This window comes from Streptomyces griseoruber, from assembly GCF_001514205.1.
Classification (GTDB): domain Bacteria; phylum Actinomycetota; class Actinomycetes; order Streptomycetales; family Streptomycetaceae; genus Streptomyces; species Streptomyces griseoruber.
In genome coordinates, this window is sequence record NZ_KQ948763.1 from 188,753 (window position 1) to 201,253 (window position 12,501).

Sequence of the window (12,501 nt, forward strand, 5' to 3'; positions counted from 1 at the left end):
AGCTAGAGCCCGTGCAGCGTGGCTCGTAGCCCGCCGCAGGCTCAAAGTCCCAGAGAAGTCCCAGAGATGCCGCCGCACCCCTCCCTGACCCGCTAAATAGCAGGTCAGAGGGGATGCGGCGGCATCGGCGTATCAAATGTCCCGGAAGATCTCGATCTGCGCGCCGATGGAGTTCAGGCGTTCGGCCAGGTCCTCGTACCCCCGGTTGATGACGTACACGTTCCGCAGGACGGACGTGCCCTCCGCCGCCATCATCGCCAGCAGGACGACCACGGCCGGGCGCAGGGCCGGTGGGCACATCATCTCGGCGGCGCGCCAGCGGGTGGGGCCCTCCACCAGGACCCGGTGCGGGTCGAGGAGCTGGAGGCGGCCGCCGAGGCGGTTGAGGTCGGTGAGGTAGATCGCGCGGTTGTCGTAGACCCAGTCGTGGATGAGGGTCTTGCCCGAGGCGACGGCCGCGATGGCCGCGAAGAACGGCACGTTGTCGATGTTCAGGCCGGGGAACGGCATCGGGTGGATCTTGTCGATCGGCGCCTCCAGCTTGGAGGGCCGCACGGTGAGGTCCACCAGCCGGGTGCGGCCGTTGTCGGCGACGTACTCGGGCGTGCGGTCGTGGTCGAGGCCCATCTCCTCCAGGACCGCCAGCTCGATCTCCAGGAACTCGATGGGGACCCGGCGCACCGTCAGCTCCGACTCGGTGACGACGGCGGCGGCCAGCAGGCTCATCGCCTCCACCGGGTCCTCGGAGGGCGAGTAGTCGACGTCGGTGTCGATGTCCGGCACACCGTGCACGGTGAGCGTGGTGGTGCCGATGCCCTCGACCCGTACGCCCAGCGCCTCCAGGAAGAAGCAGAGGTCCTGGACCATGTAGTTGGAGGAGGCGTTGCGGATGACGGTGACGCCGTTGTGCCGGGCGGCGGCCAGCAGCGCGTTCTCGGTGACCGTGTCCCCGCGCTCGGTCAGCACGATCGGCCGGTCGGGGCGTACGGCGCGGTCGACGACGGCGTGGTACTGCCCCTCCGTCGCCGCGATGTCCAGTCCGAACCGGCGCAGCGCGATCATGTGCGGCTCGATGGTCCGCGTGCCCAGGTCGCAGCCGCCGGCGTAGGGCAGCTTGAAGGAGTCCATGCGGTGCAGCAGCGGGCCGAAGAACATGATGATCGACCGGGTGCGTACGGCGGCGTCGGCGTCGATCGCCGCCATGTCCAGGTCGGCCGGCGGCACGATCTCCAGGTCGACGCCGCCGTTGATCCAGCGGGTGCGCACACCGATGGAGTTCAGCACCTCGAGCAGACGGTAGACCTCCTCGATCCGGGCCACCCGGCGCAGCACCGTGCGCCCCCGGTTGAGCAGGGAGGCGCAGAGCAGGGCGACGCAGGCGTTCTTGCTCGTCTTGACGTCGATGGCGCCGGACAGCCGGCGGCCGCCCACGACTCGCAGATGCATCGGGCCCGCGTAACCCAGCGAGACGATCTCACTGTCCAGCGCCTCACCGATTCGAGCGATCATCTCAAGGCTGATGTTCTGGTTGCCGCGCTCGATCCGATTGACGGCGCTCTGGCTGGTGTTGAGCGCCTCGGCCAGCTGTGCCTGTGTCCAGCCACGGTGCTGCCGGGCATCACGGATGAGCTTGCCGATGCGTACGAGGTAGTCGTCTGCCATGAGGCTGAGGTTATCTCAGATATGAGATGGCGCCTCTTGGGGGGTCCGTTCGGGTGACGTCCCATCAACGCCACCGTCAGCGCGCGGCCCGCGCCCTCCGCCACATCATGATCTCGGTCGGCGGGAGATGCTCGGCGAAGCGGCCGTCGGCCGCCTCCCCGAGCAGGGCGGCGCGCAGGTCCCGCTCGAAGTCCGGCAGCCGGTCGCCGAAGAGATGGGGGGCCGCGTAGGACCGGGAGAACGTCCAGGCCACGAGGTCGTCCGCGGTGCGGATCGCGACCTGTCCGGCCGGTACGACCTGGCGGCCGGCGTGCTCGAAGCCGGCCCCGGCGAAGACGAGGTCCTCCCGGCCCGGGGTGCCGTCGACGAGCAGCCCCTGCCCCGCGCGGCGGACCGGGCCCAGATACCGCCGCACCAGTTCGCCGATCAGCGCGTACGGGGGAGCGGGCAGCGGCAGCGGTTCCGTGGCCGGGGGCGGGTCGAGCTCGCTGATGTGGACGAGTGTGCCGTCCGGCTCCAGCATCCCCAGCACGGTCGCCGCGACCCGTTCGCGCTCCGTCCAGTGGAAGGACTGGGCGAACGCCACGACCCGGAACCCGCCCAGCCCGGCCGGCAGGTCCTCGGCCCGGGCGGTCACCCAGCGCGCGTTGTCCACCCCGTCCCGGGCGGCCCGGCGCGCGGCCTCGGCCAGCATGTCCTCGTCCGGGTCGAGTCCGACCGCCTCGGTGAAGAACCGCGCCAGGGGAAGGGTCACGATGCCGGGCCCGCACCCCACGTCGAGGAGCCGCCCCCGCCCGTCCAGGCCGAGGGTCGCGGCCAGCGCCTCCCCGAAGCCCGGCGCGTACGGCAGTCGCCCCCGTTCGTAGTGGACCGCGCTCCCCTGGAACAGCGTCCTGTCCCACTGCCACCCCTCGGGCATGCCGATTCCCCTCTCCGGTCTCCAGGGGGGAGCCTAGGGGTGTGACGAGCCCAGGGCATGACCATCCAGCCCCCATGTACTAGAGTTATCTCGACATCGAGATATCTGCCGAGGCGCACCGCAGCCGCATGCACCATCGGTCCGGTAGTAAGGGTTGCCTAACTTAGCCTGACCTCAGCGGATCGGCCAAGCCCGCGTGGCGGCAGGATGCGGTGGTACGCGCACATCAATGAAGGAGACCGTCGTGTCGGCGAACAGCTTCGACGCCCGCAGCACGCTGCAGGTGGGCGACGAGTCGTACGAGATCTTCCGCCTGGACAAGGTGGAGGGCTCGGCCCGACTCCCCTACAGCCTCAAGGTCCTGCTGGAGAACCTGCTCCGCACGGAGGACGGCGCGAACATCACCGCCGACCACATCCGCGCCCTCGGCGCCTGGGACTCGCAGGCCCAGCCCAGCCAGGAGATCCAGTTCACGCCGGCCCGCGTCATCATGCAGGACTTCACCGGTGTGCCCTGTGTCGTCGACCTCGCCACCATGCGTGAGGCCGTCGCGGCGCTCGGTGGCGACCCGGCGAAGATCAACCCGCTCTCCCCGGCCGAGATGGTCATCGACCACTCCGTCATCGCCGACAAGTTCGGCACCAACGACGCCTTCCAGCAGAACGTCGAGCTGGAGTACGGCCGCAACAAGGAGCGCTACCAGTTCCTGCGCTGGGGCCAGACCGCGTTCGACGACTTCAAGGTCGTCCCGCCGGGCACCGGCATCGTCCACCAGGTGAACATCGAGCACCTCGCGCGCACCGTCATGGTCCGCAACGGGCAGGCGTACCCCGACACCCTGGTCGGCACCGACTCGCACACCACCATGGTCAACGGCCTCGGTGTGCTGGGCTGGGGCGTCGGCGGCATCGAGGCCGAGGCCGCGATGCTCGGCCAGCCGGTCTCCATGCTCATCCCGCGCGTCGTCGGCTTCAAGCTCACCGGTGAGCTGCCCACCGGCACCACCGCCACCGACCTGGTGCTCACCATCACCGAGATGCTGCGCAAGCACGGCGTCGTCGGCAAGTTCGTCGAGTTCTACGGCGAGGGTGTGGCGGCCACGAGCCTCGCCAACCGCGCCACCATCGGCAACATGTCGCCCGAGTTCGGCTCCACCGCCGCGATCTTCCCGATCGACGACGAGACCCTGAACTACCTCAAGCTCACCGGCCGCTCCGCGCAGCAGGTCGCGCTCGTCGAGGCGTACGCCAAGGAGCAGGGCCTCTGGCTGGACCCGAAGGCCGAGCCGGACTTCTCCGAGAAGCTCGAGCTGGACCTGTCCACCGTCGTCCCCTCGATCGCCGGCCCGAAGCGCCCGCAGGACCGTATCGTCCTCGCGAACGCCGCCGAGCAGTTCAAGAGCGACGTCCGCAACTACGTCGCCGACGACGACGAGGCGGGCAAGGAGTCCTTCCCGGCCTCCGACTCCCCGGCCACCACCAACGGCGTCCCGACCAACCCGGTCACCGTCACCGCCCCCGACGGCTCGACGTACGAGATCGACCACGGTGCGGTGACGGTCGCGGCCATCACCTCCTGCACCAACACCTCCAACCCGTACGTCATGGTCGCCGCCGCGCTGGTGGCCAAGAAGGCCGTGGAGAAGGGCCTGACCCGCAAGCCGTGGGTCAAGACCACCCTCGCCCCGGGCTCGAAGGTCGTCACCGACTACTTCGACAAGGCCGGGCTGACCCCGTACCTCGACAAGGTCGGCTTCAACCTCGTCGGCTACGGCTGCACCACCTGCATCGGCAACTCCGGCCCGCTGCCGGAGGAGGTCTCCAAGGCCGTCAACGACCACGACCTCGCGGTCACCTCGGTCCTCTCCGGCAACCGCAACTTCGAGGGCCGGATCAACCCCGACGTCAAGATGAACTACCTGGCCTCCCCGCCGCTGGTCGTCGCGTACGCCCTCGCCGGCTCCATGAAGGTGGACATCACCCAGGACGCCCTGGGCACCGACCAGGACGGCAACCCGGTCTTCCTGAAGGACATCTGGCCCTCCGAGGCCGAGGTCAACGACGTCGTGGCCAACGCCATCGGCGAGGACATGTTCAGCAAGTCCTACTCCGACGTCTTCGCGGGCGACCTCCAGTGGCAGTCGCTGTCCGTCCCGACCGGCAACACCTTCGAGTGGGACCCCGAGTCGACGTACGTCCGCAAGCCCCCGTACTTCGAGGGCATGGGCATGGACCCGGAGCCGGTCTCCGACATCTCCGGCGCCCGCGTCCTCGCCAAGCTGGGCGACTCGGTCACCACCGACCACATCTCCCCGGCCGGCGCCATCAAGGCCGACACCCCGGCCGGCAAGTACCTCACCGAGCACGGTGTGGAGCGTCGTGACTTCAACTCCTACGGCTCGCGCCGAGGCAACCACGAGGTCATGATCCGCGGCACCTTCGCCAACATCCGCCTGCGCAACCAGATCGCGCCGGGCACCGAGGGCGGCTACACCCGCGACTTCACCCAGGCCGACGCGCCGGTCTCCTTCATCTACGACGCGTCGCAGAACTACCAGGCCGCCGGCACCCCGCTGGTCATCCTGGGCGGCAAGGAGTACGGCTCCGGCTCCTCCCGCGACTGGGCCGCCAAGGGCACCGCGCTGCTCGGCGTCAAGGCCGTCATCACCGAGTCGTACGAGCGCATCCACCGCTCGAACCTCATCGGCATGGGCGTCCTGCCGCTCCAGTTCCCGGCGGGCCAGTCCGCCGACTCGCTCGGCCTGACCGGCGAGGAGACCTTCTCCATCACCGGCGTGACCGAGCTGAACGACGGCACCACCCCGCGCACGGTGAAGGTCACCACCGACACCGGCGTCGAGTTCGACGCGGTCGTCCGCATCGACACCCCCGGCGAGGCGGACTACTACCGCAACGGCGGCATCATGCAGTACGTACTTCGCCAACTCGTCGGTTCTTGAGCTGATCGGCTCGGATACCAGAGGATCTGGTCGCTGACACGCTGCTACCGGCGGTCACACTAGAGTCTCGCACAAGCGCCCAGTCAGGCTTCGGCCTGGCGGGGCGCTTGCTGTTTCATGCTGATCGAGTAGTGGCCGGTACGTGTCCCGCCGACGCTGATCCGCCCTTTGCCCCGAGCTGCCTGGGGCAGGGCTCACCGTCACACCAGGGGCCGGAAGTTGACTGACTCCCACGGAGCGCAGAAGCTCTTGTAGTCGTCAAAGACCGAGCCTGGGCTCATCGCGTAGGTGCAGAACGGGTGGATCGTCTTCTTCGGCGAAGGTCGTCGCCCGGCGCTCTTTTCGTACGGCCCGTTGGTTTAGGGCGTATGTCAGGAAGGCGCCGAAGAGAGCGACGAACGGGACGATCAGTGCGGTCGTCTCGGCCCAGGTCCAGTCACTGTTCGCCGTTTGTGCCGCCGCGACGACCGCCACGCACCACTCTCCGGCATGCCGTGAGGAGTGTCCGCCATCAGCCACTGGCCGTCGGGCTCACCGCCGGTGAGCCGCCAGTGGTGTTCGAGGAACAAGTGTGTACGGACAATCTCGATGAGGTCCGGAAGCCCTCTGGAACTTGTCCAGCAATGCTCCTCCGGGTCCAGCGGATACCAGAGGCAGAGGGCGTCGTCGAACGAGTGGCGGTGCTTCGACGGGGCTCCGGGTTGGGCGTGGACGCGCGGAAAGTCCTCCGGCTCCTGGCCGTAGGCGGAGTAAGGCGGGTTCGCGCAGAAGCGGATATGAACGTCGATGGGGTCGGGTTCGCCTACGACGTCGAGCCCGGTGAGTTCGTACGTCAGTGAGCCGCGGTGGTACGTGTGACGGAGTGCGTCACCGAAGTGCCGTCGGGCGTCTCGTGCGAGTGGGGCCCACCAGGCGGGCTGTGCCCCGTACCAGGCCGGCATGGGGTCAGTCCCTCCAAGCCCGGGTCCGGGTCGGCGGGAACGCAGGTGCGCTTGCCTCGTTCGTCGAGTCCACGCCTGGGTGGGACTGGGTGCCCCCGGTCGGTGGGACCTGCGCCTACCCGTGGCTGACGGCGACGGAGGCGCGGGCGTTCTCCGAGTGGCTGGTCGACCAGCACGGTGTGCTGCTGGCTCCTGACGTGATGTTCGAGCACACCGGACAGCACCTGCGGTTCGGCATGGGCAGGACGCTGTTCCCCGAGGGGATGGCCACGCTCGCCCAAGCCTGGCCGGAGTGGCTGCGCGTAACCTCCTGAACGTGGTGCGCCTTGGGGCGTCTCAAGGCCCGGGCGGCCAGCCATTGAGCGGCGGACTGGCCAGCCATAAATCGCTACGACCGCCCATCCGCCCGCCGACCGGCGCCCCCGCGCCGGGTGGCGTCAGCGCGGCGGGATCAGCCGTCGCTGTGGTTCGGTGAGCGGCTGGGGCTGATGCCGGGAGACCTTGGCGAGCAGGCGCGCGAGGATGATCTCCTCGTCGGGGGTCAGGTGCTCCAGCCAGTTCTTCTCGCGGTTCGTGGTCCACCAGTGCAGAAACTCGTCGATGACGGTCTCGCCCTGCTCGGTGAGGGCGACGACGAGCATGCGTCCGTCGTCGGGCTGGGGGGTTCGGGTGAGGAGGCCGGCCCGTTCCAGGGTGTGCAGTGCCGACGTGACACTCGCGGTGGAGATGCTCAGCAGGTCGGCGAGTCTGCGCGGGGACATCGGACCGTCGTACTTGAGCGTGGTCATCAGCCGGAAGCCGGCGAAGGTCAGCCCGGCCGGGCGGGCGAAGTTTGTTTCGATGTCGCGTTCGATCTTCTTGGCGACCCGGACCAGGTTGTAGCCCACCGACGCGGACGCCAGGTGCGGGTCGGCGTCGGGCAGGTCGAAGCCGGAGGCGGCGGTCAGGCGTTCGTCATGGCGCCGCGCGGCCGGATCTTGTGTCACGAACACCACTCTGCCTTCGTCTCCGGCTCCTCACAAGTGACCCAGGATTCATCTCCTGCCCCCCACTGTCTTGACATATCGGTTTCGGGAGCCTTCTACTGCACCCAAGTCGCTAGAATTCTAGCTATCTCTGCGGAGGGTATCCATGACAACGCCGTCCACGTCCTCCCCGAGCCGCGAGGGTATGCGGTTCCCGGACCAGCTGATGTACTCGGGCTGGGAGACCCCCTCGCGCGTCGAGGCCGACCTGTTCGAGATCGAGGCCGACGGGGAGATCCCCCGCGACCTGCGCGGCCGCTACTACCAGATCGCTCCCGACCCCGCCTTTCCCAACCGCACCGGCAACGACATCCCCTTCAACGGCGACGGCATGCTGCGCATGTTCACCTTCGCCGACGGCCACGTCGACTACCGCAGCCGCTACGTGCAGACCGAGAAGCTGAAGCTGGAACGCGCCGCCCGCCGCTCGCTGTTCGGCGCCTACCGCAACCCCTACACCGACCACTACACCGTGGCCGGCTCCAGCCGCGGGGCGGCGAACACCAACGTCGTCTTCCATGCCGGGAAGCTCCTGGTCCTGAAGGAGGACGCCCGCGCCGTGCGGGTCGACACCGACTCCCTGGAGACCTACGGGGAATGGGACTTCGACGGGGCGGTCACCAGCCCGACCTTCACCGCCCATCCCCGCGTCGACCCCGCGACCGGTGAGATGTTCGCCTTCGGGTATGAGGCGAAGGGCCTGGCCAGCCGGGACATCGCGTACTACGTCCTCGACGCCCACGGCAGGGTCCTGCACGAGGTGTGGTTCCAGGCCCCGTACACCAGCCTGATCCACGACTTCGTGGTCACCCAGGACTACGTGGTCTTCCCGGTCCAGCCCACCACCACCGACCTCGACCGGCTCAAGGCGGGCGGACCGCACTGGCTGTGGGACCCGGCCAAGGAGACCTGCCTCGGCGTGATGCCCCGCTACGGCACCGCTGACCAGATCCGCTGGTACCGCGGCCCGGCCCGGTTCGCCTACCACTACTTCAACGCCTACAACGAAGGCACCACGATCCATGTCGACGGCTGTGTCGCAGAGGCTCAGCCGGCCCCGTTCCTGTACCCCGACACGCTCGGCAAACCCCAGGACATCACCAAGTCCGTGCCGAGGATCACCCGCTGGACGCTCGACTACGCGGCCGGCGACGGCAAGGGCTTCGAAGAACGCGTACTGCAGCCGGAACTCGCCGAATTCCCCCTCATCGACGACCGGGTCGAGACCGGCCGGCACCGCGTCGGGTTCACCGCCGCCCGCGTTCTCGGCACCGAGCACGACGGCGGCGACCCCATCCTGCGGGGGCTGAACTCGATTCTCCGTTACGACTTCGACAAGCAGCAGGCCACCGGACAGTACGTCCTGCCCGCCCACTTCACCTTCCAGGAGCCGGTGTTCGTGCCCCGCGGCGACGACGCCCCGGAGGGCGACGGCTATCTCCTGGCCCTGGCCAACAACTGGACCACGATGCTGAACGACCTGCTCATCCTCGACACCGCCGATCTGGCCGCCGGTCCTCTCGCCACCCTCCACCTCCCCCTCCGCCTGCGCAGCGGCATCCACGGGACCTGGGTCCCCGAGCACCTCGTCCAGGCCGGCTGACATCCAGGAAGGCACCACCATGAGCTGGTTGAACGAACCCGTCTGGCAGTCCCGGATCCACATCGGCGGCTGGACATCCGGCACCGGCGGCGACTACGCCGTCACCGAACCCGCCACCGGCAAGGAACTCACCCGCCTCGGACAGGCCACCCCCGCCGATGTGGCCGCCGCGACCACCCGGGCGACCAAGGCGCAGAAGGAATGGGCGGCCCTGCCCTACGACCAGCGCGCAGCCGTCCTGCGCAGGGCCGGAGACCTGTGGCAGGAACGCGCGGCGGAGATCCAGGACTGGATCATCCGCGAATCCGGCTCCATCCGGGCCAAGGCCGCCCTGGAGACCGCCACCGCGGCCCAGGAGTGCTACGAGGCCGCGGCCCTGGCCTCACACCCGCCCGGCGAGGTGCTGCGCAGCTCCCAGCCGCGCGTCAGCCTGACCCGCCGTGTCCCGGCCGGGATCGTGGGCGTGATCTCTCCCTTCAACTTCCCCCTCATCCTCTCGATCCGGTCGGTCGCCCCGGCGCTGGCCCTGGGCAACGCCGTCGTCCTCAAGCCGGACCCGAGGACAGCCGTGTGCGGGGGAGTGACACTGGCCCGCGTCTTCGAAGAGGCCGGGCTGCCCGAAGGGGTGCTGTCCGTGCTGCCGGGCGGCGCCGACGTCGGCGAGGCACTGGTGACGGACCCGCTGGTACGGGTGATCTCCTTCACGGGTTCCACCCGCGCCGGGCGCGTCGTCGGCCGGCTCGCCGGCGAGCACCTCAAGCGCGCCCACCTGGAGCTCGGCGGCAACTCGGCGCTCATCGTCACCGCCGACGTCGACCTGGACAGGGCCGTCTCCGCCGGGGCCTTCGGATCCTTCATGCACCAGGGCCAGATCTGTATGACCACCGGCCGTCACCTCGTCGACGCGGCCATCGCCGCCGACTACACCGCGGCCCTCGCCGAGCACGCCGCCCGTCTGCCCGTCGGCGACCCCGCCGGCGCCGAGGTCGCCCTCGGCCCGGTCATCGACGCCCGGCAGCGGGACGGCATCCATCGCATGGTCACCGAGTCCGTCAGCGCCGGTGCGCGGCTGGCCGCGGGCGGCACGTACGAGGAACTGTTCTACCGCCCCACCGTCCTCGCCGACACACCGCCGACCGCACCCGCCTACGCCGAGGAGGTCTTCGGCCCGGTCGCCCCCGTCACCGCGTACGAGGACTTCGACCAAGCCGTAGCCCTCGCGAGCGCCACCCCTTACGGACTCAAGCTCGGCATCCTCACCGGCGACGGGCTGAGGGCCCTGGAACTCGCCGAGAAACTCCCGGTCGGCGCCGTCCACATCAACGATCAGACCGTCTCCGACGAAGCCGTAGCACCCTTCGGCGGCCTGGGCGCCTCCGGAACCGGAGCCCGCTTCGGCGGCATCCAGGGCAACCTGGAGGCGTTCACCGAAGTCCAGTGGGTCACCGCCCAGAGCGAGATCCCTGCCTACCCCTTCTGATCCCCGCCTGGCGTGCTGCCTCCGGACAGGCGTTCCACTGCCACACGGTAGTGGCGGTCGGGCACTGGGTTCACCGTGGCATTGCAGACCCGCCATCTTGAAGGAGCTGGTCACGGGGCTGGCGTGAGTCGTTGATCGTGTGCTCGTGCGGGTCGCGGCAGTTGTCAAAGTTCAAGATCGTCTGCCAACTCGGTTGTCACTGAGCAACGTCCTTCTGATGAAGACAACGGTCATGTCCACGATCCGGCGCGCTCCGACTACGTCCTGACCAAGCGGTCGCGACCGGGCCCGGCATTGAGCAGTTGACAGCAGGCCGGTGCTGAAGCGGGCCGTCGTCATGGCCGACAGGCCGCCGAAGGGGGCCACGGTCTCGTCGGAGACGGTGGTCCTCGACCGGGATGTGGTTTTCCGCCGTGCTGGGCTTCGGGGCGGTCGGGGAGCACGCGCCCAGGCAGGGAGCGCGACAGAACGGGGCCGACGATGAGCTCACCGATCAGAGCAGGGTCCACGTCCGGGCGGATCTCGCCACGACGCTGGGCCGCGGCGGAATCCTGGAGCAGTTCTTGAGGGAACCCGTGCGCCGGTGAGGGACTGGTGGCCGTCCAGATGCCGGACGGGAGCGTGAACAGCGGCCTTGTCGATGCCACGCCGTTCGGAGTGCTCGCTGCCGTGCTGTGAGGAGGGAGGACGCCGTCTGCCGTCCTCCCTGCCATGGACAGTCCGGTGTTGGCTGTCAGTTGCCGAACAGCTGCAGGGCGCTGAGCCAGATTGCCCACGGGTTCACACGCTCGGGGTAGCGCTGCTTCATCGCGTTGAAGAATTCCGCGGGGTTCGTGGACTGCTCCAGGACGACGGCGCCGGCGTCGAGATAGCGCCGCGTTTCGTCGATGTCCGATGCGGGATTTCCGCGTTGGGTGTCCTTGTGACCGGCGACCACGAACCGTGGCTGCAGGGCGGCGACCTTGTCGAGGGCCTGGTGCCACGCGTCCAGGCCGCCGTCTCGGCCTTCTCCGAGGTACTGGTGGAAGTTGTTGTAGACGACATCACCGGCTATGACCAGGTCCAGTGAGGGCACGTGCAGCACGCTGGTGTCGTCGGTGTCGGAGTGGCCGACCTCGTGCGCGACGAGCTCGTGCCCGTCGAGGAGCAGCCCGCCGGCGGGGAACACGGAACCCTGGACGGTCAACGGAGGCTCCGGAAGGGCGTCGCCGAAGATGTCCCTGTACACGCCGGCCAGCACTCCGCCAGGTGTCTGGCGGGCGATGCCCGTGAGCACCGCGTCGCTCGCGACAACCGTGACGTCGGGGAACCGGCGGAGCAGGTAATTCGTGGTCGCGAAGTGGTCGAAGTGCGCGTGGGTCACATAGATGTAGCGCAGAGCCACATCGTGGCTCTCCACCCATTTGATGAGCCTGTCGGCCTGCCCGCGTGTGACCGGCGGGTCGGTCAGCAGCGCCTCGGTCTTCCCGTAGATGAGCGTGTGGGACATCGATGACCACAGCGACGGCCCGTCGTCCGGCCGTGGCGGAGCCGCGACCGTGACCGGCTCCATGTCCGAGACGAAGACCTCATAGTGAAGATCGGTGCTGCTCATCGGATTTCCGCCCGTCCGCCGGCCGCCGCGAGGCTCTCCCGCCGCGGGAAACGCTTGCCGAAATGCTTGCCGTACTCGGTGCCGGCGAAGTGCATCGCGGCCCAGTCCTCGACCACACCGCTCGCTGCGGATGCGGGCGCATCGACCGTCCGCCGTAGGCCGGGGTTCTCTCTGTCCGGATAGGTGATCACAATCGGTCCTTTCCAACGTCGTGACATAAGCGTATGGCTGACACTTATGTCAGCGCAAGGCTGGGATCACCCTGTCTCCGCAAAGACGGCGCCGGGGTGGCGCATGCAAAACGTGTACACTTCTGTC

General features: G+C 68.7%; 10 protein-coding genes. 4 read left to right on the forward strand and 6 right to left on the reverse strand.

Features of this window, described 5'->3' with window-relative positions:
• Positions 1 to 132 precede the first annotated feature (132 nt).
• Positions 133 to 1,662 (reverse strand): UDP-N-acetylglucosamine 1-carboxyvinyltransferase, encoded by a 1,530-nt coding sequence (locus tag AQJ64_RS00830; RefSeq protein ID WP_055631728.1) that lies wholly within the window; start codon positions 1,660 to 1,662, stop codon positions 133 to 135.
• Positions 1,663 to 1,738: 76 nt separating this feature from the next.
• Entirely contained in the window at positions 1,739 to 2,581 is an 843-nt protein-coding gene (locus AQJ64_RS00835) for a class I SAM-dependent methyltransferase (RefSeq protein WP_055631729.1), read from the reverse strand.
• Positions 2,582 to 2,825: 244 nt separating this feature from the next.
• Between AQJ64_RS00835 and acnA the strand changes: the two genes are divergently transcribed.
• Positions 2,826 to 5,540 (forward strand): aconitate hydratase AcnA, encoded by a 2,715-nt coding sequence (acnA, locus tag AQJ64_RS00840; protein ID WP_055631739.1) that lies wholly within the window; start codon positions 2,826 to 2,828, stop codon positions 5,538 to 5,540.
• A 258-nt stretch (positions 5,541 to 5,798) separates the two neighbouring features.
• Here acnA and AQJ64_RS45105 read toward each other — a convergent pair whose 3' ends face one another.
• The gene (locus AQJ64_RS45105; RefSeq protein ID WP_079061394.1) at positions 5,799 to 6,014 is read right to left on the reverse strand and encodes a hypothetical protein; all 216 of its coding nucleotides are present in this window, start codon (positions 6,012 to 6,014) and stop codon (positions 5,799 to 5,801) included.
• Positions 6,015 to 6,570: 556 nt separating this feature from the next.
• Here AQJ64_RS45105 and AQJ64_RS45115 point away from each other — a divergent pair.
• Positions 6,571 to 6,795 (forward strand): hypothetical protein, encoded by a 225-nt coding sequence (locus AQJ64_RS45115; RefSeq protein WP_055631731.1) that lies wholly within the window; start codon positions 6,571 to 6,573, stop codon positions 6,793 to 6,795.
• Between the two features lie 123 nt (positions 6,796 to 6,918).
• Here the strand turns inward: AQJ64_RS45115 and AQJ64_RS00855 are convergent, their stop codons facing one another.
• Positions 6,919 to 7,467 (reverse strand): MarR family winged helix-turn-helix transcriptional regulator, encoded by a 549-nt coding sequence (locus AQJ64_RS00855; protein WP_240512452.1) that lies wholly within the window; start codon positions 7,465 to 7,467, stop codon positions 6,919 to 6,921.
• Positions 7,468 to 7,612: 145 nt separating this feature from the next.
• Here AQJ64_RS00855 and AQJ64_RS00860 point away from each other — a divergent pair, with 145 nt between their 5' ends.
• Together AQJ64_RS00860 and AQJ64_RS00865 are read left to right on the forward strand one after the other, a co-directional pair.
• Entirely contained in the window at positions 7,613 to 9,109 is a 1,497-nt protein-coding gene (locus AQJ64_RS00860) for a carotenoid oxygenase family protein (RefSeq protein ID WP_055631733.1), read from the forward strand.
• 19 nt (positions 9,110 to 9,128) lie between these two features.
• A complete protein-coding gene (locus AQJ64_RS00865; protein ID WP_055631734.1) occupies positions 9,129 to 10,589 on the forward strand; it encodes a benzaldehyde dehydrogenase in 1,461 nt (486 codons plus the stop codon).
• Between the two features lie 733 nt (positions 10,590 to 11,322).
• Here the strand turns inward: AQJ64_RS00865 and AQJ64_RS00875 are convergent.
• Together AQJ64_RS00875 and AQJ64_RS48845 are read right to left on the reverse strand one after the other, a co-directional pair.
• Positions 11,323 to 12,183, reverse strand: coding sequence for an MBL fold metallo-hydrolase (locus tag AQJ64_RS00875; RefSeq protein ID WP_055631736.1), 861 nt, complete (start codon positions 12,181 to 12,183; stop codon positions 11,323 to 11,325).
• The gene (locus AQJ64_RS48845; protein WP_055631737.1) at positions 12,180 to 12,374 is read right to left on the reverse strand and encodes a hypothetical protein; all 195 of its coding nucleotides are present in this window, start codon (positions 12,372 to 12,374) and stop codon (positions 12,180 to 12,182) included. Before AQJ64_RS48845 ends, AQJ64_RS00875 begins: the two co-directional genes overlap by 4 nt.
• Between the last annotated feature and the right edge of the window lie 127 nt (positions 12,375 to 12,501).

Excerpts from the sequence above, each read along its gene's own strand:
- AQJ64_RS00865 (WP_055631734.1), top strand. The coding sequence starts at position 9,129 with ATGAGCTGGTTGAACGAACCCGTCTGGCAGTCCCGGATCCACATCGGC.
- AQJ64_RS00830 (WP_055631728.1), bottom strand. The coding sequence starts at position 1,662 with ATGGCAGACGACTACCTCGTACGCATCGGCAAGCTCATCCGTGATGCC.
- AQJ64_RS00875 (WP_055631736.1), bottom strand. The coding sequence starts at position 12,183 with ATGAGCAGCACCGATCTTCACTATGAGGTCTTCGTCTCGGACATGGAG.
- AQJ64_RS00835 (WP_055631729.1), bottom strand. The coding sequence starts at position 2,581 with ATGCCCGAGGGGTGGCAGTGGGACAGGACGCTGTTCCAGGGGAGCGCG.
- AQJ64_RS00860 (WP_055631733.1), top strand. The coding sequence starts at position 7,613 with ATGACAACGCCGTCCACGTCCTCCCCGAGCCGCGAGGGTATGCGGTTC.